At 65.5% G+C, this 23,386-nt stretch carries 20 protein-coding genes and 1 tRNA gene; 9 read left to right on the top strand and 12 right to left on the bottom strand.

Annotated features, from left to right (window positions below; genetic code table 11):
* Window positions 1-28: 28 nt before the first annotated feature.
* The gene (locus BMX17_RS19025; protein WP_092663066.1) at window positions 29-805 is read left to right on the top strand and encodes an MBL fold metallo-hydrolase; all 777 of its coding nucleotides are present in this window, start codon (window positions 29-31) and stop codon (window positions 803-805) included.
* Between the two features lie 132 nt (window positions 806-937).
* Complete coding sequence (locus BMX17_RS19020) at window positions 938-2,464, top strand: globin-coupled sensor protein (protein ID WP_092663064.1); 1,527 nt, start codon at window positions 938-940, stop codon at window positions 2,462-2,464.
* On the opposite strand, the gene BMX17_RS19015 is transcribed toward BMX17_RS19020, so the two are convergent.
* The 3 genes from BMX17_RS19015 to BMX17_RS19005 form a co-directional block, all read right to left on the bottom strand.
* Window positions 2,465-3,616: a sensor histidine kinase gene (locus tag BMX17_RS19015; RefSeq protein WP_092663062.1), complete on the bottom strand. Its 1,152-nt coding sequence runs from the start codon at window positions 3,614-3,616 to the stop codon at window positions 2,465-2,467. It abuts the gene before it with no gap.
* 96 nt (window positions 3,617-3,712) lie between these two features.
* Window positions 3,713-4,780: an mRNA surveillance protein pelota gene (locus BMX17_RS19010; RefSeq protein WP_092663060.1), complete on the bottom strand. Its 1,068-nt coding sequence runs from the start codon at window positions 4,778-4,780 to the stop codon at window positions 3,713-3,715.
* 85 nt (window positions 4,781-4,865) lie between these two features.
* On the bottom strand, window positions 4,866-5,492 hold the full coding sequence (locus BMX17_RS19005) for a universal stress protein (RefSeq protein WP_170845479.1): 627 nt from the start codon (window positions 5,490-5,492) through the stop codon (window positions 4,866-4,868).
* 149 nt (window positions 5,493-5,641) lie between these two features.
* On the opposite strand from BMX17_RS19005, the gene BMX17_RS19000 reads away from it, so the two are divergent.
* Window positions 5,642-7,462: an ArnT family glycosyltransferase gene (locus tag BMX17_RS19000; RefSeq protein WP_092663056.1), complete on the top strand. Its 1,821-nt coding sequence runs from the start codon at window positions 5,642-5,644 to the stop codon at window positions 7,460-7,462.
* Between the two features lie 190 nt (window positions 7,463-7,652).
* Here BMX17_RS19000 and BMX17_RS18995 read toward each other — a convergent pair whose 3' ends face one another.
* From BMX17_RS18995 to BMX17_RS18985, 3 genes are all read right to left on the bottom strand, one after another.
* Window positions 7,653-8,333 carry a hypothetical protein gene (locus BMX17_RS18995; protein ID WP_092663054.1) on the bottom strand — a complete coding sequence of 227 codons (681 nt, stop codon included), beginning with the start codon at window positions 8,331-8,333 and terminating at the stop codon, window positions 7,653-7,655.
* 4 nt (window positions 8,334-8,337) lie between these two features.
* Complete coding sequence (locus tag BMX17_RS18990; protein ID WP_092663096.1) at window positions 8,338-12,450, bottom strand: Eco57I restriction-modification methylase domain-containing protein; 4,113 nt, start codon at window positions 12,448-12,450, stop codon at window positions 8,338-8,340.
* 164 nt (window positions 12,451-12,614) lie between these two features.
* Window positions 12,615-12,699, bottom strand: a tRNA-Leu gene (locus BMX17_RS18985).
* A gap of 94 nt (window positions 12,700-12,793) precedes the next feature.
* Between BMX17_RS18985 and BMX17_RS18980 the strand changes: the two genes are divergently transcribed.
* The gene (locus BMX17_RS18980) at window positions 12,794-14,167 is read left to right on the top strand and encodes a DolP-mannose mannosyltransferase (RefSeq protein WP_211611396.1); all 1,374 of its coding nucleotides are present in this window, start codon (window positions 12,794-12,796) and stop codon (window positions 14,165-14,167) included.
* Here BMX17_RS18980 and BMX17_RS18975 read toward each other — a convergent pair whose 3' ends face one another.
* Window positions 14,168-14,683, bottom strand: coding sequence for an MOSC domain-containing protein (locus BMX17_RS18975; RefSeq protein WP_092663050.1), 516 nt, complete (start codon window positions 14,681-14,683; stop codon window positions 14,168-14,170). It abuts the gene before it with no gap.
* A 54-nt stretch (window positions 14,684-14,737) separates the two neighbouring features.
* On the opposite strand from BMX17_RS18975, the gene BMX17_RS18970 reads away from it, so the two are divergent.
* Window positions 14,738-15,046 (top strand): cyclin family protein, encoded by a 309-nt coding sequence (locus BMX17_RS18970; protein WP_092663048.1) that lies wholly within the window; start codon window positions 14,738-14,740, stop codon window positions 15,044-15,046.
* Here BMX17_RS18970 and BMX17_RS18965 read toward each other — a convergent pair whose 3' ends face one another.
* The 5 genes from BMX17_RS18965 to BMX17_RS18945 all read right to left on the bottom strand — a co-directional run bounded on the left by BMX17_RS18965 (window position 15,047) and on the right by BMX17_RS18945 (window position 18,808).
* The gene (locus BMX17_RS18965) at window positions 15,047-15,544 is read right to left on the bottom strand and encodes a phosphopantetheine adenylyltransferase (RefSeq protein WP_092663046.1); all 498 of its coding nucleotides are present in this window, start codon (window positions 15,542-15,544) and stop codon (window positions 15,047-15,049) included. It lies immediately after the preceding gene.
* Between the two features lie 60 nt (window positions 15,545-15,604).
* Entirely contained in the window at window positions 15,605-16,114 is a 510-nt protein-coding gene (locus tag BMX17_RS18960) for a helix-turn-helix domain-containing protein (protein ID WP_092663044.1), read from the bottom strand.
* A gap of 49 nt (window positions 16,115-16,163) precedes the next feature.
* Window positions 16,164-17,246 carry a glutamate--cysteine ligase gene (locus BMX17_RS18955; protein WP_092663042.1) on the bottom strand — a complete coding sequence of 361 codons (1,083 nt, stop codon included), beginning with the start codon at window positions 17,244-17,246 and terminating at the stop codon, window positions 16,164-16,166.
* 79 nt (window positions 17,247-17,325) lie between these two features.
* The gene (locus tag BMX17_RS18950; protein WP_092663040.1) at window positions 17,326-17,958 is read right to left on the bottom strand and encodes a fibrillarin-like rRNA/tRNA 2'-O-methyltransferase; all 633 of its coding nucleotides are present in this window, start codon (window positions 17,956-17,958) and stop codon (window positions 17,326-17,328) included.
* A complete protein-coding gene (locus tag BMX17_RS18945; protein ID WP_092663038.1) occupies window positions 17,951-18,808 on the bottom strand; it encodes an NOP5/NOP56 family protein in 858 nt (285 codons plus the stop codon). The genes BMX17_RS18950 and BMX17_RS18945 overlap by 8 nt, the downstream gene beginning before the upstream one ends.
* Before the next feature lie 544 nt (window positions 18,809-19,352).
* On the opposite strand from BMX17_RS18945, the gene BMX17_RS18940 reads away from it, so the two are divergent.
* The 4 genes from BMX17_RS18940 (at window position 19,353) to BMX17_RS18925 (ending at window position 23,344) form a co-directional block, all read left to right on the top strand.
* Window positions 19,353-19,724, top strand: coding sequence for a hypothetical protein (locus tag BMX17_RS18940; RefSeq protein ID WP_092663036.1), 372 nt, complete (start codon window positions 19,353-19,355; stop codon window positions 19,722-19,724).
* Window positions 19,725-19,772: 48 nt separating this feature from the next.
* Window positions 19,773-20,627, top strand: a complete 855-nt coding sequence (locus tag BMX17_RS18935) for a DUF8054 domain-containing protein (RefSeq protein WP_092663034.1) — start codon at window positions 19,773-19,775, stop codon at window positions 20,625-20,627.
* A gap of 111 nt (window positions 20,628-20,738) precedes the next feature.
* On the top strand, window positions 20,739-21,920 hold the full coding sequence (locus tag BMX17_RS18930) for a thiolase domain-containing protein (protein WP_092663032.1): 1,182 nt from the start codon (window positions 20,739-20,741) through the stop codon (window positions 21,918-21,920).
* On the top strand, window positions 21,917-23,344 hold the full coding sequence (locus tag BMX17_RS18925; RefSeq protein WP_092663030.1) for a zinc ribbon domain-containing protein: 1,428 nt from the start codon (window positions 21,917-21,919) through the stop codon (window positions 23,342-23,344). The genes BMX17_RS18930 and BMX17_RS18925 overlap by 4 nt, the downstream gene beginning before the upstream one ends.
* Window positions 23,345-23,386: the final 42 nt, after the last annotated feature.

Below are 23,386 nucleotides of genomic sequence, written 5' to 3'. Positions count from 1 at the left end.
TTTTTGCCGCGCGTCTCGACGGGCAGGTATGCGCGTCACGTTTCTCGGAACCGGGAGCGCCATGCCGACGGGTGAGCGCTTCCAGACCGGCATCCTGCTCGAAGCCGCGGGGGACCGACTTCTCGTCGACTGCGGAAGCGGCGTCCTCCACGCGCTCGCGACCACCGACGCGGGCTACGAGGGAGTCGATACCGTCCTCCTGACGCACCACCATCTCGATCACGTCGCGGATCTCCTCCCCCTGCTGAAGGCCCGCTGGCTGGCCGGCGCGGAGTCCCTGGAGATCGTCGGCCCGCCCGGGACGCCCGACCTCGTCGAGGACCTGCTCTCCGTTCACGAGTATCTGCAGGACCGCATCGACCTCACCCTCCGGAGCGTCGACGCCGACGACCCGTTCGATGTCGCCGGCTTCACTGGCGAGGCGACGGGGACTCGCCACTCCATGCCCTGTCTCGCCTACCGTCTCGCTCACCCCGACGACGGTGGTGACGACACGGACCCACCAGTTTTGGGCTACAGCGGCGACAGCGAGGCGTTCCCCGAGTTGATCGACTTCTTCGACGGCGCGGCCGTCCTCGCACACGACTGCTCGTTCCCCGACGACGTGGACGTGTCGAACCATCCGACACCGGCCTCGCTCGGCGAGGCGCTCGCGAGCGCGGACGCGGCGGTCGGTCGCGTCTACCTCACACACCTGTATCCACACACCGAGGGCGATCACGAGGCGATGCTGGACTCGCTGGCCGACCACTACGACGGTGACGTGCGATTCGCCCACGACGGGCTCTCGTTCGAGATCCGGTGACGACAGCCCGGCCGAATTATACGGGTGTCGACATTCCGTGATTCGTTACCAAGCGGGGCGGATTCGACCATTCTATCAGGGCTGATAACTGCGCCGTGTCGTATTTATCCCGGAGAGTGGTCCGAGGGCGTAATGAGTAATCGTCTCCAGGCCAGCGACGAGGTATCAGGCGAAGACAAAATAACGAAATCGGATCGACGCGCTGTGGACGGCAGCGGGCTCGCCGCCGATATCGGCCTCGACGACGCGGAGATCGACTGGCGCAAGGAGTTCACCGCCTTCGACGCTGATACTGCCGCGACGCTCGAAGGAATGAGGGGGCTCTTCGAGGACTGTGCCGACGATCTCGTCGACGAGTTCTACGATCACCTCACGGACCACGAGCGAACGGTCGAAATCTTCGGGCGGTCCAGCAAGACCGTCGAGCAGTTGAAGACCACACAGCGACAGTACCTCCTCGATCTCGGTCGCGGCGACTACGGGCAGGACTACTTCGAGGGTCGCGCCCGGATCGGGAAGCTCCACGATATGCTGGATCTCGGTCCCCGCGTGTATCTGGGCGCGTACTCGATCTACTATCGCGGTCTCCTCTCGGAGATCGGCGAGCAGGCCAAAGAAAACGCCACGGCGTCCGACGACGCCGAGGTCGAAGCCGCCGTCGAGGACGCCGTCGACGAGGTCGTCGAGCGCACGCTCGCGCTCACGAAGATCATCAACCTCGACCAGCAGGTGGCGATGGACACCTACATCCACTCCTCCAACGAGCAGGCCGAGCGCGAGGCCGAGCGCAGACGCCAGCAGTCCCGGAAAGTCAGCGACGAGGTCGAAGCGCCGCTGACCGACCTGGCGACGACTGCCGACCGGGTATCGGAGAACGCAGACGAGATCGACGCGCTCACCACCGAACAGAGCGAGAACATGGACACCATCGCCGGCGAAGTCTCCGACATGAGCGCGACCATCGAGGAACTGGCGTCGACGGCCGATCAGGTGAAAGCCACGAGTGAAGAAGCCGAACGCCGCGCCGAGACCGGGCAGGAGTCTGCCAGTGACGCTATCGGCGTGATGGAAGACGTGAGCGAGTCAGCCGACAGCGTCGCCGAGGACCTCGACGACCTGCGGGAGCGCGTCCGGGAGATCGACGAGATCGTCGACGTGATCGACGACATCGCCGACCAGACGAACATCCTCGCACTCAACGCCTCCATCGAGGCCGCACGGGCCGGCCAGGCCGGTGAGGGGTTCGCGGTCGTCGCCGACGAGGTGAAGAACCTGGCCGAGGAGTCACAGGAAAACGCTGCCGAGATCGAGGCCATGGTCGACCGGATTCAGGCCGATACCGAGGAGACCGTCGCGGGACTGGCCGAGACGAACGACCGCGTCGAGGAAGGGATCGAGGCCGTCGAGGCCGCGATGGCCGACCTGGAGGAGATCGCCGACGCCGTCACGGAGGCGTCCCAGGGGATCCGCGAGGTCTCCGACGCGACCGACGATCAGGCGGCGAGCGCCGAGGAGATCGCCAGTATGGTCGACGAGGCCGTCGAGCGCGCCCGTGACGTGTCGACCGCCGCCGACGACATCGCGGCCGCGACGGGAGCCCAGGCCGAGCGCGTCGGCGAAGTCAACGACGTGGTCGGCCGACTCACGAAGGACGCCTGATCACACCCGATCCAGCGTGATCCGGAAGTCGGCCCCGCCGCGATCGCTCTCGGTCACGTCGATATCGCCGCCGTAGGACTCGGTGAGCGCCTTCGCGAAGCCGAGCCCGAATCCGGTCCCGTCGCTGTCCTCGCTTTTGACCCCCATCTCGAACAGACGGTCTGACACGTCGTCGGGGACCCCGCATCCGTCGTCCGCGATCGAAACCGTCACGCGGCCATCGCGGGCGTCGCCCCGCAGGATGCGGACGTTGACCGCACCCTCGTTGTGGACCGCGGCGTTCGTGAGGACGTTCGTAAACACCGAGTCCAGCAGGTCGCCACCGTAGACGCGCACGTCGAACGCCTCGGGATCGAACTCGACCGTCAGCGTCTCGTACTGGTCCCGAGTGTCGGCCACCACTGCCGACAGGATCGCCGAGAGCGACCGCGGAGTGGGTTCGTCCTGTCGTTCCAGCGTGGACACGAGGTCACCGACGCGTCGGATCAGGTCCATCGCGCCCTCCGCGGTCCGGTGGACGCGCTCGGCGTAGTCTCCCCACTCGCCGTCGACGTTCTGTGCGATCTCGTCGGAGAACGCCGAGATCACCTGCAGGTCGTTCCCCAGGTCGTGACGCAGGAGTCGGTCGTACATCTCGACCATCTCCTTGCGCTTCTCCAGGTCCCGGCGGGCGCGTTCGAGTCGCTCGCGCGAGCGGATGTTGCCGATGGCCGTCGCGGCGTGTGTCGAGAGGATCTCTAGCGGTCTGACGACCTCGTCGCCGAACTCCTGGGTCTCGACGGAGCGGGTCACGATGATCGCCACCACGTCGCTGGCGATGGTCGCGGGTACCGCCACCGTCGCGCCGACGCCGTCTTCGGCCTCGCCGGCCGCCTCGCCGCTCCGAACCGTCGTCTCCCCGCTCTCGAAGGCCTCGTACGCCACCGCGAACGGTTCGTCCCCAGCGGAAACCGCCGGGTAGGTGCTGTGAACCACGCGCAGGTCGCCGTCGCGTACCTCGACGAACGTCGTGTATGGAAAGCCAAAGAGCAGCGACACGGCCTCGAGGCTCAGCGAGACGACCTCTTCGACGGACTCGCAGTTGTTCAGCGCCTGTCCGTACTTGTTGAGGTCGGCGACCTGTGACGTGAAATCCGGCTCCTGGGAGCTCATTTCTCGATCCGTACCGACTCGACCAACGGAATAGCACCTCAAAACGATTGTGACCGTAACAGATCGGAAAACCGAACGCGCGTCCGCCGGTCGCGCTCACTCCAGCCGGTACCGAAGGATCGCCGCGATCTCTCCGAGGTTCGCCAGTTGCATCCCGGGATCGAATTCGCTGGAGAAGACCGTCACCGCCCCGCCCTGCTGTTCGACCGACTCGATCACGTCGTCTACGTCCACGTCCCACTCGCCCTCCTCGGCCCGCTCCCGGCGCAGGGCCTCGTCCAGCACGAGCAGGTGCTCGACCGCACCGTAATCGGCGGCTTTGGCGGTCTGTTCGGGCCCGTAGGCGGCCTTCTCGCCCTGGCCGATCTGGTCCATCAACTCGTCGATGAGGTCGGCCTCCTCGGCGATCCGGGTCCGCTCTTGTACCTCGTCGACCGCACCGCGCTTGAGGACCTCGTGGACGCCCCGATCGCCGACGCCGCTCGTGTCGACCGTGGTGATCAACTCCGCCACCTCTGGGTTCGCGTCCTCGATGTACTCCAGGGCGTCCTGTTTGGTGAAGCCGGGGCCGGCGAGGATGATCGCGGCCACGTCGAGTCGGCTCAGCACGTCCGTCAGGTCCGAGAACAGTTCCTCGCGGGGGCGGGCGTACTCCCCTTTCCCGGTCGGGGCGGTGATGCTCGCACGCTCTTCGGTGCCGTACTGGGCGACGGTGTGGACGTAGGCCTGTCCCTCCTCGACGGTGGCGACGGCCACGTCCGGGTTCTCGGAGGCCTCGACGGCCTCGTTCAGGCGTTCCAGTTGATCGGACTTCCAGCGTTTCTCGACTTCCAGTTCGTCGCGTTCCTCGACGTTGAGGGTGTGATGGTGGCCCAGCTGGTCCTCGCGGGAACAGTCGACGATCTCGCCGCCGACCCGGAGGCGGTTGGCGAACCGGGCGAACTCCACGTCCTCGACCGCGAGCGTGACGTACATATGCTCGCGTTCGCCGCCCGTGTCGCGCATCTTGTCGTCGTTGCGCTGGATGCGCCGCGTCGTGTCCCCGCCGACGCGGTCGCCCGGTTCCAGGACGTAAGTCAGGTGCCACAGGTCGTCGAGCGTCTCCGGGACCACGGTGATCCGCTCTTTCCCGCCCTCGACCTGCACCCGGTCGGCGATACGCATACCTGTCGGTGTGGCGCTGTCGGGTAAGTGCCCTCCGGTTTCGGCCCTCGCCGCGAAAAATCGTCGTGCGATCCGTTCGGCCCGATCAGTTGCGGGCGACCAGACTCGTCCGCTGGGTCACCGGATCGATGTAGGCCACCAGCGACTCGCCGTCGTCGCTCTCGATGTCGACGACCCAGACGCTGACCTGGCGTTCGACCCCTGTAATCTCGCCGTCGCCGCGGTCGCTCTGTGTCAGTGCCTCCTCGGCGAGTTCCCGCGCGTCCGCTTCGTCCGTCACCGTCTCGTCGGACTCCGGCAGACGGACGGTCATCACGGGACAACTCGCGTGTCGGACCAGCCGTTCGGCGACGCTGCCGATGAGGCGGCGCTGGACGCCCGACCGGCCGTGGGTCCCGGCCACGATCAGATCGGCCTCGATCTCCTCGGCGTAGTCGAGGATGCCCGACGCCGGATCGCCCGTCTGAATCTCCGTCACCGTGTCGACCCCGTGGACCTGTGCCATCCGCTCGATGCGCTCGACGGCGCGCTCGCCCTGCTCTTCCAGTTCGCTCTCCGAACCGGTGGCTTCCAGCAGCGAACTCGCCGTCTCGTCGACGACGTGGAGGACGTATACCGTGCTGCCGTACTGCTCTGCGAGGTCCAGCGCCTGCATGGCCACGTGGGCCGTCCCTGTACTCCCATCCGTCGGAATCAGGATACGTTCGTACACAGATGGACGAACGCGTTCACGACTTATATGCTCGCAACAAAGTTCTCAGTGGTCGGGAACTGTCCCCCGGTCCACTCTCGCGGTCGCGCGACGAGTCGCCCACCGCGTCCCGAAAGCGCAATCCCCGTGGAATCGTTCACGCCACACGAATGACAGTGGCGTCGGGACCGATCGACCGGATCGCAGGGCAGGTGCGCCGCGATCTGCGTGCGGATCCGTACCTCCCGTGGATCCTCCTCGTCGCCGCCCTGGCGGCCAGCTTCTGGATCTGGCACCGCGCCCCCAACTTCGCCACATGGGACGAGCGCGACCGCCTGCTCGACGTCCTGGTCGTCTATAGCTCCCTGATCGAGGACCCGAGCCTCGCCGCCCTCCGGGAGTCCGTGGCCTGGGGTCGCGCTCCATTCGGTGCCACGTTCTACCTCTACAGCCTCGCCGTCCTCCCCGTCGTCGTCCTCGCGCTCTTGCTCGGCGAGGGCACCGCACTCGCCGGGATCCACTCGCTGAACGTCGAGTACGGCTACGTCCGGACGTGGCAGACGACGCCGGCCTGGATCTGGACTGGGAGCCTCGTCGCCACCCGACTCGTCAACGGCTGTCTCGCCGTCGGGTCGGTCTACCTGACCTACCGCCTCGGGACGGCCCTCCGGGACCGCGCGACCGGCCGCCTCGCCGCCGCCCTCCTCGCAGTCACCTTCGGCCTCGCCATGCTCGCCCACGAAGCCGGCGAGGACGTGCCCGCCCTCTTTGCCCTCCTGCTCGCGCTCTACCTGCTCGTCCGATACGTCCAGACCGGCACGCGCCGCCGGTTTCTGGAAGCCAGCGCCGCCGGCGGCCTCGCGGTCGCGTTCAAGCTCACCGCCGGCCTGCTCGTTCCCGTGATCGGGCTGGGCTACCTGCTCCGCGCCCGCCGCGAGGGCTCCGGAGCACGCTGGCGACCGCGCCTCCTCGTCGGCGGTGCGGCGACCGGTGCCGCCGTGATCGCGCTCGGGTTCCCGACGCTGCTGGTCGGTCACGTCGATCTCGTCGTCGAGCGGTTCGTCGGACAGTCCGCGGGCCGGGCCAGCGTCGCGCTCGGGCCAACGGCCCCCTCCTGGTGGTGGTTCCTCCGTGGTTATCTCGCCAGTTTCGGCCTCCCGCTCACCGTCGCCGGGATCGCCGGCGTCCTCGCGAGCGTCGCCGCGCTCCGCCCCGACGCGGGCGACCGATCCGCCGGCCCCGCCACCGACCGCGACGCCCGCGCCCTCGTGCTGGCGCTGCTGGCCGCCTTCCTCGCCGTCCTCTCGGGCTGGCACGACTTCCGGCCCCACCACCTGCTCCCGACGCTCCCGCTCGTCGTCCTGCTGACCGCCGACGCGCTCGCCCGGTTGCGGGACCGCCGGCCCGCCCTCGCGCGGCCGCTGATCGCCGGCCTGCTCGTCACGACCGCCGCCTTCGCCGGCGTCGGCGTCGCGGGCTACGCCACCGCGCCACGGGACGCCGCGACCGACTGGCTCGACCGCACCGCCCCCGACAACGCCACCATGGCCACCTACCACCACGGCTTCGACGAGACCGCCCTGCCCCACGGGATGCCCGTCGATCACCGCTGGGGCCCCGCCAGCCACGAGGACCGCAACGTCACCTGTCCCCAGTATATCCAGCTCTCCTACGAGAACCTGCTCTATCTGCGGGACGTGCCCCGGGCCCACCGCGAGGCCGGCATCCGCCGGAACGTCTCTCGACGGGCCGCGTACGTCCGCGGGCTGCTGGATGGGGAGTACGCCTACGAGATCGCCAAGGAGTTCGGCCCCCGACCCCCGAACTACGTTCCCCAGCGACCGACGCCCGGCTCGCTGGTGGATATCCTCCCGATGGGAATCACCCCTCGCAACGACTTCTACGGCGACGAACAGGAGCTGGGGCCCGGCCAGTACGTCGTGATACTAGAGCGGGATGGAGCGTGTACGAAAGCGGTGCCGGAGTGGTGAGAATGCCGATATCGAATACGCACAAAATATCAGAGTTCAATCACTGTCGTCGTGATTGTCTCGCTGGCGGCCCTTCGAGACGCGCTCGCCGCCACTGAGGAGACTCTCCTGTGCTCGGTCTTGATCCGATTGCTCTTCTTGCTCCTCACTCATACACGGAAGTACTCCTTTCGCAAATATAGGCTTTGGGTCAGTGCCACTCTCGGAGATCACTGAATGCTCGCCAAATCTGAGTCACCAGTCCAGACACTATCACAACGCCGAGAATCAGCGCAACAGCAAGTATCACGAGCCAGGTAGGGACTGCGCCGACAATTGCGGTATAAACCCCAAGCAGAAATGCAACAATCGCCGAAACGAGGAGGATAATCGTCATCTGGATCAGTGGGATGTTTCTGACGTTCGTACTTCGGTTGAAATTGATTCTCATGATATAATTTTTCACCAGTAGCTCTTCGGTATCTTCGGCGGTGAAATCGGCCCTGAGTAAGTTCGCCAGGTTTTCAGAGCTGACTCCCACATCGAGTTCCGAAGCGGTGTAGGTCATCGCGGCGAAGGCCGTCGAAAGGACCAGGGCACCGATCCCAAATTCTGTGTAGATATTCACGAACTGGTCCAACGCCGCTGCGCTCGACCCCGAGCCAGATCCGAGCTGGGTCGCAATAGACAGAACGGAGACGAGTATGCCGACGAGTGCGACGTTGAGACGGAGAATTCGGCTGGCTTTCGTGTCGATGTCGTTCAGCGTCTCTCGTTGCGCAGCGACGGTTTCCCGAGCTTCCTCGCGCAACTCCGGCAACTGCTCTGGCTCCCCATCGAAGTCGATCTCGCCCAGTGCCTCTCGAAGCTCCGACGGATCCCGGCTCGACATATTTTCAGTCACCAACTGCTTCTTCGACGATCTCGATTTCCTCGTCGGTCAGCCCGTACAGGTCGTAGACGATCTCGTCGATCAGGTCGTCGGTCCGCTGGATCTTCTCGTCCAGTTCCGCGGCGCGCTCGACGGCCTCACGATATCGCTGGAGGTCCTCGGCCACGTCGTCGGGATCGGGGAGCGTGATCGCTTCCAGTCGGTCCACGAGCGAGTTGGTCTTAGTGGCCGTCTCGCGGAACCCGGCGAACCCGTCGGCCTCCTCGACGGCCACGGGCACGAACGCCTCCACGAGGTCGGCCTCGGTCTCGGTGAGGTCGGTCAACCGCATCGCCGGCATCGGCTCCGTCTCGGTGTACCCCCACTGGTCGGTCTCGTGAGCGTCCTCGTTCTCGGGCTTGTAGCGTGCTGTGGCGTGGACGGTGACTGTGTTCTCGTCCTCGCGTTCGCAGGTGACTGTCCCGACGCGAATGTTCTCGTACTCTTCTTTGGTGGCGGTGAGTTTCGTGTCGCCGACGCCCGACGGTGGTTGGTAGATGCCGATTTCGCTGATTACATCCTTCTCAGAATAAGGCCGGATGTAATCTAGCAACTTCGAGTTAATCGAACGGCGTTTCTCCTTTAGTGATACTATATTTTCACTCAAATCGATAAGTAAATCTTGTCCAACAGCAATATCTGTCTCGTTAGATGAGTTCAGTTCGTCCGTTATCACATCTTCTTGTGGAATCCCTTGGCTCAGCAAATCCTGCAATCTGTTGTACTTTTGATCATTTTTATTATTATCAACTTCTGCATTAATAGTCCTAATTGGAAGTTTTTGTAACTCTGCGAGGGTTGTTTGTCGAAAATCGTCTTTAAGTGCCATTGCTGATTGGCTTATATATAAATATGAGTGTAGAGAACTGTTCACACAAGCGAGTATATAACGCAGTGGTGTATCTCCAGATTTAATAAATGGATTCAGATCTTTCTTCACTACAAAGTCGTCTTCAGCAATCATTGCCATAAGACGATCATCGCGGTTTACAAGACGTCTGATGAGAATTCGCGGATTTGTATAATAAGGTCGGAGACTATCTTCATCGCTGAAATCTATGTACCTTTTCTCTGTAGTCTCGATCTCGTACCGATAAACGTCACACTCTCGATATTCAAGGAACTCATCATTCTCTCTCTCATTTGAGTACTCATGGAAGGAAGCGACAATCCCTTGTGTTGCATCAGTGATCTCGCCGAGATCAACAAATTCACTTCCACTAAACCTTTTGAGCATTTCATATGTGCCTTTTTGGAGGAATATCTTTGCACCACCTACTTCAGTCAAATAATCCTGGGGAATCTGCTCTGACTTTTCTTCCATTACATCAGCTGATTCGACCCTTAGACGCTTCTCAAATTCTTTAGCCAAAAACGAACCAGAAGGAGCGGATTTTCTAAATATAGCGATGTTCGTATCGATATATGCGTCTTGGAAAACATCAAACGGGAGATTGATAATCTTCTCAAGATTCATCTCCCCCTCAACTAGATTTGTTTCACGGAATCTAGAATAATTCTCACCAGTCTCCCAAGCTACCGGTGTAATCATTCCACATCTCCCCTCACTTCTGGACAATCTGATTATTTGTTGAAGAAATGCAACTGAGAGGTCATATTTTCTATGTAGTACCTCAAAAACTGTGGTGAGATATTCCTTTTGTTGGTCAAGTATCTGTTCCGTAGGAACATACGGTGGGTTTCCAATTACTGCATCGAATCCGTCTTTTTTACGCTCTCTCCCACCTTCTTCGTAGAAAACCTCCGGGAACTCTAATCGCCAGTGGAATGAGTCTTGTTCGTTGGAAATCCTTTGTCCGGTTGCGAACCAATCTGTATCCTCAACGCTTTCCCACTCTTTGTCATCTTCTAAGGCCCTCGCCATTTGTTCGTACGCACCACTGGGAACGTCCAGTCCGAACCGCTCGGCGGTGTAGACGTTCGCCATCGCTACCAACCGTTTCCGGAGTTCGTCCTGCTCGATCTCGGCGTACTTCCGTTTCATCTCGTGCACGTCCTCGACGGTCTCGTTCTCGATGGCGAGGAACTCGCTGTAGATGTCCATGAGGCGCTCGATGGTGCCCTCGCGAGTCGCACCGAACTCGGCGAGTGACGCCTGCTCGTCCGCACCGTTCGCGTCGGACTCCAGTTCCTCGATCTCCTCGATGTCCGACCCGACCAGCGAGTTGCCCTGCTTGAAGTGGTGATCGAGAAAGGCGAGCGGACGGTCGGCGGCCAGCGTCTCAAGCCACATCGACAGTTTCGCGAGTTCGACCGCCATCCCGTTGAGGTCCACGCCGTAGATGCACTCCTTGGCGATTTCACGCCGAATGTGCTGTTCGTCGAAGGCGACGCCGAACTCCGATTCGGCCTCGCGGACTTCGGCCATCACCTGCTCGGAGAGATAGCCCGTTGCTTTCGTCAGGAAGTGGCCGCTCCCCATCGCCGGGTCGAGAATCCGCAGGTCGGTCACCCGGCGGAAGAACGGCGCGATGTACTCCTGGGTCCCGGGCTCGAAGCCCTGGTCGATCAGGTCCTCGCGGATCTCCTCGACCAGCGGCCCGACCGTCTCCTCGACGATGTAGGTCACCACGTAGTCGGGCGTGTAGTAGGCTCCAGTGGCCTTGCGCTCGCCCTCGTCGTTGACGACGTAGAGCCCGCCTTCGGGGACGGTCTCGACCGCTTCGGCGACGCTGACTTCGGTGGCTGGCTTCCAGACCTGTCCGCCGTCCGCCGCGACCGCCGCGTACTGCTCCGGCGCGATGCGGAACTGGTGTTCCAGCAGGCCCTCGTAGACGCTCCCGAGGTGGCGCGTGTCGAGGTCGGCGTAGTCCGCGAGGACGTAGCGCTCCTCGTCGTTTTTCGTGGTCGAGAGCCGATAGATGACTTCCGCGAGATAGCGGTCGCTCACCTCGTGTTCCGTCAGGAAGTCGTGGTCGTCGTGATCGAACAGGCCGCCGTTGTACGGCGGAATCCCGAGAGCGTCCTCACCCTCGTCGATGAGTCTGAATAGATCTTCCAGTCGGCTCCACATCCCGGTCGAGTACGTGCTGAATTCCTCCTCGAAGCCCTCGTCGACCTCCCCGATGGCCTCGTGAATGTCCAGCCGGAGTTCGTCGAGGCTGAAGTTCCGGTCGTACTCGTCCTGTGCCTGCTGGTCCTCCGGATGGATGAGCCCCCGCGCCTCCGCGTACAGCACGAACATCAGCCGGTAGAGGAACACGAGCGACTGCTCTTTCAGTTCGTCCAGCGCCTCCGCGTCGTCGGGGTCGATGTCGAGATCGTCGTTGGTCTCGACGAAGCCCCGGCCGAGCACACGGAGTGCTGTGAAGACGTTGTCCTGTAGATTCTCCCCGAGTTCCTGGGACGCGGTCTCGCTCTCGGACCACACCTCGTCGTGAAACGTCGTTCCGTCGGATTCGTGGAACGCGGTGGGTCGAAAGAACACGTAAAAGTATTTGAACGCCTCCAGATCACCGCGTTCGAGTAGTTCGGGGAGGTCGACCTCGAAGTACGTCTGGGTCTCGTAGTCGTTGGTCCCGTAGAGTCGCCACTTTCGACCGTTCGTCAGAATACCCCACTGGATGTTCGGCGGCGTGTTTTCGAGATAGTGTTTCGTCTGGTGAGAGGCGTTGCGGTAGGGGCGCTGCTCACTGAACTGGACATCGAACGCGGCGTCCCACTGTTTGGCCTCGACGATACCGACGCCGCGCTCGAAGAGGTCGGTCGTGTCTTCAGTGTCGAGATAGACCTCGGCGGCGTCACGTCGGACGGTCGGCGTCTCGAAGAGTAGTTCGTCGACGAAGCCACCGCCGTCGGGAAGCGTCACCTCTTCCTGGGTTCCGAACCCGAGTACATCAAGCACCTCGTCTATCCAGTTGTCGATGAGCGCGTCCTCGCCATAGCCTTCTACCAGCGATCCTTCCAGGTCGTAGAGCGATTGGAGTTTCTCCATCGCCTCGCTGGCCGCGTCGTCACAATCCCACTCGTCGCGCTCTTGCACGCGCTCGTCGAGGTAGTGGCCCGAGAACAGATTCGAATTGACGTATGGTCGCTCAGAGAGTGTGGCCTGACTCATGTAAGATATCCCAAACTGGTCCTTGGTAACCACATATAGGTGGCGGAGGTTTCCAATGCGAGACCGGATTCGAACCGGAGGAAGAAATGCTCGCTCACTGCGTTCGCTGCGCGTTCCTTCCAGGGTTCAAATCGGTCCTGCTCTTCGCTCACTTCGTTCGCTCATGCGCGGGACCGGATTTGAACCGGCGGACCCCTACGGGACAGCGTCCTAAGCGCTGCGCCTTTGGCCTAGCTCGGCAACCCGCGCGCACCCCCCACTTTCAGACGCCTGCTTATAAACGTCACGAGGCAGACCGACCGCCCCCGAACGGTTTGCCAACTGACTTATGAGACGAACCGGAATGCTCGACCAAGCAATGCAGGGGGTGCCCGCCACGGTCCCGCGAACGTGGACCGACCTCCACGACTGGATCGAGACCCACTGGTTTCCCCTCCTGCTCGGCGGTGCCATCGCCCTCCTCGTCACGGGCACCGGCTACCAGTTCCTCGATCACCCCTGGTACATCAGCGACGACTCCGCCCTGTTCCAGCACGGCGGCTGGTACGTCACCCAGGGCGCGACACCCTACGTCGACTTCTGGGACCTCAAACCGCCCCTGATCTACGCCGTGACGACCCCGCTCGCCCTCCTCTCGGGCGGGAACATGGCTGTCCTGCACGTCCTGAGCGTCCTGGTCGCCGCGGCGGCTATCGTCACGGGTGCCACGCTCGTCGGCGTGATCAACCACCGGCTCACCGGGAACGGCGTCGCGAGCGTGGCCGCGGGCTGGACGGTGTTCGTCGTCACGACGCTGGTCACGTACCCCTGGGCCGGCATTCGGCCGAAGTACATGGCGCTGTGTTTCGGCGCGCTGGCCCTGCTGCTGGCCGTCGAGGAGCGCTTTTTCGCGAGCGGTGCCGTCGCCGCCGTCACGGCCGGGTTCTGGCACCTGGGCGCACCGCTCGCTCTCCTCGTGGCCGCGATGGGCTCCGTCGAGGGCAGTCGGAGGGGGCTCGGACGCGCGCTCGCGGGCGGCGCGCTCGTGACCGCGCTCGTCCTGGCTCCGTTCGCCCTCACCGGCACCGTCGGTCCACTGTTCGTGGAGGTCGTGCTCACGCCACTCTACGGCGCGGGCGAGTACTCGCTGGCGGCCCGGCTGCTGGAACCCATCTACGAGATCGGGTGGGGAATCGCGGTGTTCCCGCTGGGTATCTACGGCTGGTTCCTCGCGAGTGAGGCCAACTGGCACAGATACTGGTGGGTCGCCGTGGGGGGTATCGCCTACCAGCTCTTCTTTTTCGTCGAGATGGCCGGTGCGATCGACGCGGTGATGGCCGTCCCGTTCGCCGCACTCGGCGTGGGTGCCGTCGTCGCCGAGACGCGAACTCCCTCCCGACGGGTCCTGTTGCTCGGGCTCGTCGTTTTGCTCGTCGCGTCGAGCGTTCACTGGAACGAGGCTGCGACGACGCCAGTCCGGGACGAACTGGCAGCCGTGCAAGAATCGCTCGGGACCGTGGAGTACGGCCCGCTCGCCGAACGGCCGCCTGGCGTCCCCTCGATGGAGACGATCTACTGGGAACAGCGTCGGCCGGCCACCTGTCACTACCGCATGGACAAGAAACAACGAGCCTTCGTGTACGCGACCGGCGGCACCTTGCAGGAACCCACGTGTGGCCACTGGCCGTTCGACGAACCGCCACTCCCGTGGCTCGTAGACGCCGTGACGCCTTGGTAATCAGGACAGTCGGTCCCTGATCGCGTCGGCGAGTCCGTCCGGGTCGGGCGCGACCGACTCGCCCACTTCGATCTCGTCGCCGACCGCGAACTCACCGCCGTCGACCACGCGGGCACAGATCCCACCGCGGTCGTTCCCCAGCGACTTCGCGACGCCGTCCTCGCCCGCGACCTGCTCGACGTGGGCACACGGCGGCCGCGGACGGGTCCCCTCGAACGTGGCCTCGCCGAGAGTGAACCGGGTGTCGAGCAACTCGTGAACGTCGATCCCACGGGTGACGACGTTCCGGCGGTGGCGGCCGTCGGTCAGGTCGATTCCCTCGTCCTGCTGAATGCGTTCGATGGCCTCGGCTTCGATCAGCGTCACTTCGCACTCGTCGAACCCGGAGTAGTAGCCGGTACCGCGCTGGTATCTGTCACCCTCCAGCCCGCCCCGCACGGCGCGGACCGCATCGACGGCCTCCATCGGTGCCGATCCCTCCTCGGTCACCCAGATCCCCTCGACGGTGCCTGACATACGCCGCGGTAGGTGGCGACAGCGTTTATACTCCCGGCCGGTCAACGGACGGGTATGTATCGCGCCAGCGACGAGGTCGACAACGAGGAGTGGCTCGCCGAACTGGAGGCGGCGGCCGACCGCCTCGACCTCGACGACGAGGCGCGCACGCGAGCGGCCGATCTCTTTCTCTCGACGCTTCCCGATAGCGACCGCTCGAAACGGGCGACGATGGCCGCGAGCCTCTACGTGGCGACGCTCGTGACGAGTGACCGTCGCGCGCAGGGCGAGGTGGCCGACGCCGTCGGCGTCTCGCGACTGTCGGTCCAACAGCGGTGGAAGGAGTTGCTCGAACGCACGGGACTGGAGGCCCCGGACTGGTGATCAGGTTTCGGGCTCCCGTTTCGGTCGCCCGTCGCGGTCGGGCGTGAGGTTCCCGTGTTCGTCGATCTCGCCTTTGACGATCCGGGTCGAGGAGATGATCTCGCCGTCGTCGGCGTAGACGTGGTCGACGACCTCGATCTCGAGGGGGTCGTCGCCGTTCTCGCGCCGAATCTCGTTGATGCGGCGACCGCCCGTCTCCGTCTCGGGGGAGACGATGAGGACGTCGAACTGTGATTCTGTGGCGATGCCAGTGGGTTCGGTGAGCTCTCGGATCTCGTACTCGCGGTCGAACTGCTCGGCGAAGTCCGCGAGCTCCGCGTCGAGGTCGCGCCGGCGTTGCTCGAACGTCCGGACGTGGCGATCCTCGTCGCGGGTCTTCGGTGCGAGTTCGTCGCTCGTGAGCCCGACGGTGACGTCACCGAGATCGAACGCGCGCTCGAACAGCGCACGGTGCCCATCGTGTACGGGGTCGAACGTCCCGCCCAGCGCGACCTTCATATCTCCGGGCATGGTCCCCTCAGGGTTTAGTGGCTTCGGATTGCCCCGCCCCGGCCACCGTCACTGCTCGGATTCCTCGACCGTGATCGTCACCGGTTCGTCGGTTCCGTCCGGCGATTCCGACTCCTCGGCGTCCTCGAGGTGATCGTCGAGATTGAACACCGTGTTCAGCTCCGACTGCACGTCGCCCACGATACTCGACACCAGCTCGCTCGGCGCGATGGCGGTGTACTCGTAGGGGTTGTTCCCCGCGCCGCCGCTCTCGCGTTTGCTCCGGGACACCTTCTCCTCCTCGTGGAGTTCCGCGAGCGCCTCGCGGACGGTGCTGGGGTACAGTCCCGTTCCCTCCGCGACCTCGTCGCTCGTGCTGTCGGGATGCTGGCGCAGGTAGACGTAGATGCGCGCCCGCGTTTCCGTGTCGAGTACCCAGGACAGCAGGTCGACGACGCCGTCGTCGAACCGCTCGACCGCCCTGTCGGTCTCTTCCTCGAGTCGGTCGCGGACGACCTCGCCGTCCGTCACGTCCAACCCCTCGTCCTCCGGTTCGGATGGCCCGTCGTCTGTAGACATGAGTTGCTTCTATTCCGACGGAAGGAAGTTGCCGGGTAAAAATCCTTGGCTACAAACGCAACGACCGACACAGGGCGTCCATCCCGGCCTCGTCGTGGAGTCGGCGTTGCTTCTCGGCACCGCTCTCGGCGTCGTAGACCTCGCGGATGCCGCTGACGCCCAGTCGCTCGCACTCGCGGTCGACCAGTTCGCCCAGATCGACGGTTTCCGAGAGGTCACGCGACAGGAGGGTCGCCCCGTGACCGTGCCGGATCGCGCGCCACTTGTTCTCGTCCAGCAGCTCGCGCCGGTGCTTTCGGCCGGTCTCGCCGTCCTCGTAGCGCTCGGCGAGATCGGTCACGAGCGCGTGGGTGTACTCGACGAAGGCCATGACTTTCTCCTGGTCGGCCTGGCCGTCAGGCGTCCGCACCTCGACGGTGCCCAGTCCCGAGTGGGGCCGCACGTCGTACCAGAGTTCGCCCCGGTCGTCGATCGAACCCGTCTCGACCATCGTGCGCTCGAACTCGTCGAACTCGGCGTAGGAGGCAAACGTCGTCGGCACGCCCGTGTTCGGGAGTGCCTCGAAGATCTTTGCCCGTGCGGAGTGCAGGCCGGTGTCGAACCCGTTCCAGTACGGCGAGTTTGCCGACAGCGCGAGCACGATCGATAGATGCCAGCGGATCTCGTTTGCGATCCACACCGCCTTGTCCGCGTCGTCGACCCCGACGTGGACGTGCAGACCGGCGGTCGTGTTCCGGTGTTGGGGGTACTGGATGCGGTCGAGTTGCGCCTGGTAACGCGGCTTCTCGGCGTGTTCGAGTTCCCGCCACTTCGCGGCCGGGTGGAGACCCGCCGCGGCGATGCCGTAGCCGTGGGCCTCGGCGTGCTCGACCAGCGCCGACCGCACGGCGTCCAGGTGCTCGCTGGCCTCGTCGAGGTCGCCGGCACCGATCGTCGGCGTCTGTGTCTCGATGACGCACTTGAACAGTTCGTGGTCCAGCCGGCCGTCCAGGATCTCCGGTGGCTCGGTCTCGTAGACGAGTTCGTCCGTGCCGGAGGTCGGCCGGTTCCGGTCGTCGACGACGAAAAACTCCTCTTCGATACCCAGCGTTCCCATCCGGGTGAACGTCTCGGAAGAGCCCCTCCGGTCCATCTTTCCGCGGGTTGGACTCCCCCCGGCCTAAACCTTCCCTTCCGGACCGACGGCCGCCCGGACCGACTCGTCGCCGGCCTCACCGCGGCCGCGCCACGACCCCGAGGTGGTCGGCGTGGTACGGTTCCAGGCGCGCGCGCTCCAGAATCTCGTACCCCTCCGAGAGCGTCTCGACCACCGCGTCGAACACCACCTCTGGATCAGCGGTCACGTCCTCGCTGCGGGCTTTCACCGCCATGAGAAGGCGGCCGTCCTCTCGCAGGAACTCCCGGTTGGCCAGCGCCACCTCGGCCTGTCCCCGCGTCGCAACGTCTTGCACGATGGCATCCACCGGCTCGACGACGTGGGCGTACGTCTCCGGTTTCCGGGCGTCTTTCAACAGCGGGAAGAGTCGGTCACGTTCCTCGGCCACGTCCAGCAGGTCTCGGACGGGCCGTGGCGCGAACTCGACGGCGTAGGTCGGTCCCGCGAAGTCCGCGACGTGGCTCACGGTCGTCCCCGCGGCCGCACCGAGGTAGAGGGCCGTCTCGCCGCCGGTGAGGCCGGTGTCCATTCCGGACGCCAGCATCGCGCCGAGTTTGGAGCGCCGCGGGTTCCAGCGCCGCCACCCCGCCTCGTCGGTCGGTTCGCCGTATGCCGGCGGGCCCTGTGTCGCCAGCCCGGTCTCGCCGTCGATGTCCCGACGTGCCACCCCGGCGGGTAGGTCACTCATCGTCGCCCGCCTCCGTGTCGTCCGCCGCCCGAGCCTGAATGGTCGCGATGCGGTCGTCCAGTTCCGCTTCGAGTTCGGGCCGGCGGTCGCCGCTGTAGTGGTCGATCCGCGCGGCGATCGAGAGTTTCCCCGCGAGCGCCCGGGCCGCGGAGCCGCGATCGTCGGGTCTGGTCCCCCGAACCGCGTCGTGGGTGTAGATGATCCCGTGTTTGGGCGAGGGAGCGTCCCCGCGCAGGTGGGCGAAGAGGGCGTCCTCGGCCCCCAGCACCTGCACGGTCCCGCTGGGTTTCTTGGCCAGCGACTCCAGCCCACCCGCGAGCGACAGCAAGCGGGCGGCCAGCACGGGGCCGGCAAGCGCCGCCAGGTTCGGCGCGACCTCCGGCGTCGTCGTCTCGACGTACTCCTTGAGGGCGTCGGCCTCCTCGTCGAGCGCGACGACCCGTCGGGCCAACGAGACGGCTCGTCTGTCGCCCAGTGTCTCCGGATCGCGCTCCGTAAGTTCGCGGGCGTACTCGACCCCGGTCCCCCCGCTCTCGAAGCGACTACTGCCCCACTCGGCGACCCGCTCGGCGAGTTCGTTGGCCTGTCGTCGGCAGTCGTCCATGGCCCGGACGGCATGGACGAGTTGCTGGTCGACGGCGCCCTCGCGCTCCTCGACGGCCGCCCGCGCTGCGTCGATCGTAGCCTCGCGGAGGCAGTCGTAGTAATCGCCCTCGTCGGCCGCGAAGCCGGTCTCGACGGCCATCGCGGGCCAGTCGGCGGGCGAATCGGCGCCCCCCTCCCGTATCCGGCCCGCGGCAGTCTCACGGTCCGCCGGATCGAGGCCGGCGAACCACGCGTCGTCGGTCATACCCGGCCATCGGACCCCCGCGGCGGTAAAGCTTCGCGATGCGAGGCTGTCAGTCAGGGGAGACCGGCGTCGCTTCCCGCACGGCCTCCTCGAACAGCCGGGTCGCCCAGCCGACGGCAGCCCTGGAGTACACGACCCGGACGGCCCGTGATCGACCGGAAGCCGCTACCGTCTACCGGACAGCGGGTCGCGACCTCGATCTGCAGACCCTCGACGTGGCCCGTGCGTTGACGACGAATCGCGAGCGCGACGACGGGTGGGCTCCGTCGGGGTGTCGTGTGACTGCTGTCGTGTCCGGTCGCGCTCGGCCGTCGGTCTCACGGCCCCGCAGACGTGTACCAGTGCCCCCTCGGTCCGTCCGTCATCGGACGGGTCGACACGCTCAGGTACGCCACACTCGTCTCGCGACTCGACGCGCCGGACGACCCCTCGTCGGCACGGAGAGTCTGTGAACGGGCGGAGATCGATCTGTGCCCCTGACCTGCGTTCCCAGTGGCTACGAGAAGTCCACACTTTCTTTACCCGATAGGGGGTAGGCTTGCGCATGACAGGTGCCGATCTCGACGATGTCGACCCCTTCCACCGGTTCGTGTTGCTCTCGGTGATCGATCTGCGGGCTCGTGACGACGTGCCGGTCCACTCTTTCGACGTGACCGGCGTCTGTGAGGATCTGCTCGACGAGTTCGACGACCTCGACGGAATGGTGCCCGGTGGCGTCACACGCCAGCGCGTCATCAACGCCCTCTCGGAACTCGAATCGGCCGACCTGCTCGGCGAGAAGCGCAAGCAGTCACCGACCGGGAAGGGCCGCCCCGCCTACGCGCTCGACATCGCCGAGGAAGCGGTCCTCGACCACCTCGCGGACGACGACCGGTTCGCCGACGCGGTCGACCGGATCCGCGACCGTCGCGAGTGACCGGTCGGGTCGATACGCATTTCTTATCGCCCGACGTTACCGTGACGTATGGGAACGGTTCTGGATCGGGTCCGCCAGCCCGAATACACGGGGGAGAATCGCTGTGTGCCGTGTACGGCAGTGAACGCCGTCATCGCGATCGGGGTGGCCGCCGCCGTCGGGTACGCCGTCACGACCGTCACGGGAGCGCTCGTCGGCACGACTGTCGGTGGAATGGCGTTCACGCTCTCGGTCGCCGCCATCTATCTGCGGGGCTATCTGGTTCCGGGCACGCCGACGCTCACGAAACGCTACCTCCCGGAGCGAGTGCTGGCCTGGTTCGACAAGGCCGAGACCGGAGGGACAGCGACGGTGAATGCGGATCGGGACGCCGATGCCCCCGACATCGACGTGGAGGCGGAGCTTGTCGACGCGGGCGTGCTGGAGGAGAAGGATCACGGCGATCTCGGCCTGACGCCGACGTTCGCCGCGGACTTCCGCGAGCAGGTGGAACGCGAGCGCGACGAAGACGCCGACCGCGAGGCCGTCGCCGCCATCGTCGGCATCGACGCCGAGAACCTGGCGTTCGAGGAGTACGGCTCGGCGTTCGTCGCCCACGCCGAGGGACAAACCGTCGGCCGCTGGGAGTCCCGCGCCGCCTTCCTGGCCGACGTGGCCGCGGGCCGGGTCCTCCCCGACTACTACGATGGGTGGGACGACACGGGCCCGGCCGGCCGAGGGCAGTTGCTGGCCGGCCTCCGACTGTTCGTCGAGCGGTGCCCCGCCTGTGACGGGCAGGTCCGGTTCGGACAGGAGGTCGTCGAGTCCTGCTGTCGGACCGTCGACGTGGTCGCGGTCACCTGCGAGGACTGTCATTCGCGACTGTTCGAGGTCGACGCCTCGGACGTGGCCGCGGCCGTCTGACCCGTCAGGACTGGCCCACCCACTCGCCGCTGCCGCCGCGACGTGCCAGATTCGTCACAAACCGCCGTTCCGTAGTGACAAGTTTATGCCCCGCCGGTTTGCAGGATGGGTATGCGCGACGCCTACCTTATCGGGGCGGGCCAGTCCGATTACGGCTCGTTCCCGGGCGAGAGCTACCGGTCGCTGTTCCGGACGGCCTTCGAGAACGCCTGTGACAGCGTCCCGGACGGTATCGAAACCGAGGATGTCGACGAAGCGGTCGTCGGTACGCTCGGCGTCGGCGGTCGGCAACTCGGTCTGCCCGGCCCCGCCGTGACCGAACACGTCGGCCTGCACGGCATCCCGGTCACGCGGGTCGAGAACGCCTGTGCGGCCTCGGGCTACTCCGTCCGGCAGGGCGTGCAGGCCATCCGGAGCGGGATGGCCGACGTGGTGCTCGCGAGTGGCGTCGAGATCATGACCGACGTGTCCGGCGACGCCGTGCGCTACTGGCTCGGCGTGTCGGGCGAAACAGAGTGGGAGCGCCTCTCGGGCACCACCTTCGCCGGCGTCTACGCCCAGATGGCCAGTCGGCATATGCAGGAGTACGGCACCACCCGCGAACAGCTCTCCCACGTCGCCGTCAAGAACCACGAGAACGGGGCGAAAAATCCCCACGCCCAACTCGGCTTCGAGTGCTCGCTGGAGGACGCCATGGACGCGCCGACGGTCGCCGATCCCCTCAACCTCTATCACTGCTGTCCGACGACCGACGGCGCGGCTGCCGTCCTGTTGGCCAGCGAGGACGTGGTGGAGAACTACACGGACGACCCCATCCGGGTCGCCGGCGTCGGTGCCGGGAGTGACCGGGTGGGTCTGTTCCAGCGCGACACCTACACCGCCGTGCCGGCCTCGCAGTACGCCGCCGACCGCGCCTACGAGATGGCCGGTTACGGGCCCGACGATCTCGACTTCGCGGAGGTCCACGACTGCTTCGCCATCGCCGAACTGATGGCCTACTCGGATCTCGGGCTCTGTGATCCCGAAGAGGCCGGCGAGTTCGTCGCCAGCGGGAAGACGAAACGCGACGGCGAGATGCCCGTCAACACCTCCGGCGGCCTCAAATCGAAGGGGCATCCCATCGGTGCGACCGGGGCCGGCCAGGTCGTCGAGGCGTTCAAGCAACTCTCCGGGCAGGCCGGCGAGCGCCAGCTCGAGGACCCGCAGGTCGGGCTGACGCACAACGTCGGCGGGTCCGGTGGTGCGGCGGTCGTCCACGTCTTCGAACGAGGGATGGGAGGTGATGCGGCATGACGGACGATTCCCGCGAAGGTATCCGCGCCGTCGGTGCCTACGCGCCCCGCCTCCGGGTCGCCGCCGAGGAGTTCGCCGAGGCCTGGGGCAGTTTCGAGGCCTCGGGCATCGAGGAGAAGGCGGTTCCCGAAGCCGACGAGGACGCACTCACGATGGGCTGGGAGGCGGCCCGGCGCGCGCTCGCCGCGGGTGACGCCGACGCGGCCGAGGTGGACTGGCTCGGGTTTGCCACCACCAATCCGCCGATGGCCGAGGAGGACCCGACCGTTCGCCTCGGCTCGTTCCTCGGCGTCGCCGACGACACGACACGCCAGACGTTCACGGGGAGTACGCGGGCCGGCACCCGGGCGCTGTTCGCGGCGCTGGAGGCCGAGACCGACGGAGTGGCCCTCGTGGTCGCTGCGGACTGCCCGCAGGGCGAGCCGAGTGACGCGCACGAACACGCCGCCGGGGCAGGCGCGGCCGCTTTCCTCGTCGGACCGGACGCGCCGGCGCCGATCACCGACCGCGCGGAACACGCCGAACCCTACCCCGGCACGCGATTCCGTCGGGCCGGCAGTGAGGACGTGGAAGGCATCGACGTGACCAGCTACGACCGCGAGGCGTTCCGCGAGACGCTCGCCGGTGCCGTGGACGCCGTGGACGCCGACGACCCCGACGCCGCGGCGGTGCAAGCTCCCGACGGCGGCCTCCCCTACCGCGCCGCCGGTGCGATGGGGCTGGACAACGGGACGATCCACACCTGTGCGACGGTGCAGGAGCTCGGCGACACGGCCGCCGCGAGCGTGCCGCTCTCGCTGGCGAAAGCCCTCGCCGACGGCCACGAGACCGTGCTCGGTGCAGGCTACGGCAGTGGCGGCGGCGCGGACGCGTTCGTCGTCGAGGCCGACGAGTCCGTGCCTGCGGATCTGGCCATCGACGGCGGGACGGACCTGACGTACGCCGAGTACCTGCGTCGCCGGGGCGACGTGACCAGCGGCGAACCCAACGGCGGCGCGGCCTACGTCTCCGTGCCGACGTGGAAACGGTCGATCCCTCAGCGTCACCGCCTCGTCGCGGGCCGGTGTCCGGAGTGTGGCTCGCTGGCGTTCCCGCCCGAAGGAGCGTGTCCGGACTGCCGATCCCTCGTGGAGTTCGAGCCGGTCGAACTGCCGGACACGGGCGAGGTCGAGGCCGTCACCGCGGTCTCGCGGGGCGGCGAACCGCCCGAATTCGCCGTCCAGCAACAGAAAAGCGGGGAGTACGGCGTCGCCATCGCGGCCTTCGAGGCCGACGGCGAGTCCGTCAGTATGCCGCTACAGATCGTCGGAGCCGAGACTTCACCCGACGTGGGCGACGCAGTGGCGACCGTCATCCGGCGGATCTACAAGCAAGAGGGCGTGATCCGGTACGGGCGGAAAGCCCGGGCCGAGGGCGACGAATAGGGCGGAAACTCTCGTAAACGTTTAACGGCTCGCACTCGCGGG

The sequence above is a fragment of the Halorientalis persicus genome (assembly GCF_900110215.1).
GTDB lineage: Archaea > Halobacteriota > Halobacteria > Halobacteriales > Haloarculaceae > Halorientalis > Halorientalis persica.
The sequence above is the reverse complement of the archived record's forward strand: the minus strand, read 5'-3'. Positions and strand labels throughout refer to the sequence as shown.

Bases quoted from the DNA above. Each gene is read 5' to 3' on its own strand.
- BMX17_RS18970 (WP_092663048.1), top strand. From the start codon at position 14,738: ATGTATCGCGCCAGCGACGAGGTCGACAACGAGGAGTGGCTCGCCGAA.
- BMX17_RS18965 (WP_092663046.1), bottom strand. From the start codon at position 15,544: ATGAAGGTCGCGCTGGGCGGGACGTTCGACCCCGTACACGATGGGCAC.
- BMX17_RS18935 (WP_092663034.1), top strand. From the start codon at position 19,773: ATGGGAACGGTTCTGGATCGGGTCCGCCAGCCCGAATACACGGGGGAG.
- BMX17_RS18990 (WP_092663096.1), bottom strand. From the start codon at position 12,450: ATGAGTCAGGCCACACTCTCTGAGCGACCATACGTCAATTCGAATCTG.
- BMX17_RS18940 (WP_092663036.1), top strand. From the start codon at position 19,353: ATGACAGGTGCCGATCTCGACGATGTCGACCCCTTCCACCGGTTCGTG.
- BMX17_RS18925 (WP_092663030.1), top strand. From the start codon at position 21,917: ATGACGGACGATTCCCGCGAAGGTATCCGCGCCGTCGGTGCCTACGCG.
- BMX17_RS18960 (WP_092663044.1), bottom strand. From the start codon at position 16,114: ATGTCTACAGACGACGGGCCATCCGAACCGGAGGACGAGGGGTTGGAC.
- BMX17_RS19015 (WP_092663062.1), bottom strand. From the start codon at position 3,616: ATGAGCTCCCAGGAGCCGGATTTCACGTCACAGGTCGCCGACCTCAAC.
- BMX17_RS19025 (WP_092663066.1), top strand. From the start codon at position 29: ATGCGCGTCACGTTTCTCGGAACCGGGAGCGCCATGCCGACGGGTGAG.
- BMX17_RS18975 (WP_092663050.1), bottom strand. From the start codon at position 14,683: ATGTCAGGCACCGTCGAGGGGATCTGGGTGACCGAGGAGGGATCGGCA.
- BMX17_RS18930 (WP_092663032.1), top strand. From the start codon at position 20,739: ATGCGCGACGCCTACCTTATCGGGGCGGGCCAGTCCGATTACGGCTCG.
- BMX17_RS19010 (WP_092663060.1), bottom strand. From the start codon at position 4,780: ATGCGTATCGCCGACCGGGTGCAGGTCGAGGGCGGGAAAGAGCGGATC.
- BMX17_RS19020 (WP_092663064.1), top strand. From the start codon at position 938: ATGAGTAATCGTCTCCAGGCCAGCGACGAGGTATCAGGCGAAGACAAA.
- BMX17_RS18945 (WP_092663038.1), bottom strand. From the start codon at position 18,808: ATGACCGACGACGCGTGGTTCGCCGGCCTCGATCCGGCGGACCGTGAG.
- BMX17_RS18955 (WP_092663042.1), bottom strand. From the start codon at position 17,246: ATGGACCGGAGGGGCTCTTCCGAGACGTTCACCCGGATGGGAACGCTG.
- BMX17_RS19000 (WP_092663056.1), top strand. From the start codon at position 5,642: ATGACAGTGGCGTCGGGACCGATCGACCGGATCGCAGGGCAGGTGCGC.
- BMX17_RS18995 (WP_092663054.1), bottom strand. From the start codon at position 8,333: ATGTCGAGCCGGGATCCGTCGGAGCTTCGAGAGGCACTGGGCGAGATC.
- BMX17_RS18950 (WP_092663040.1), bottom strand. From the start codon at position 17,958: ATGAGTGACCTACCCGCCGGGGTGGCACGTCGGGACATCGACGGCGAG.
- BMX17_RS18980 (WP_211611396.1), top strand. From the start codon at position 12,794: ATGCTCGACCAAGCAATGCAGGGGGTGCCCGCCACGGTCCCGCGAACG.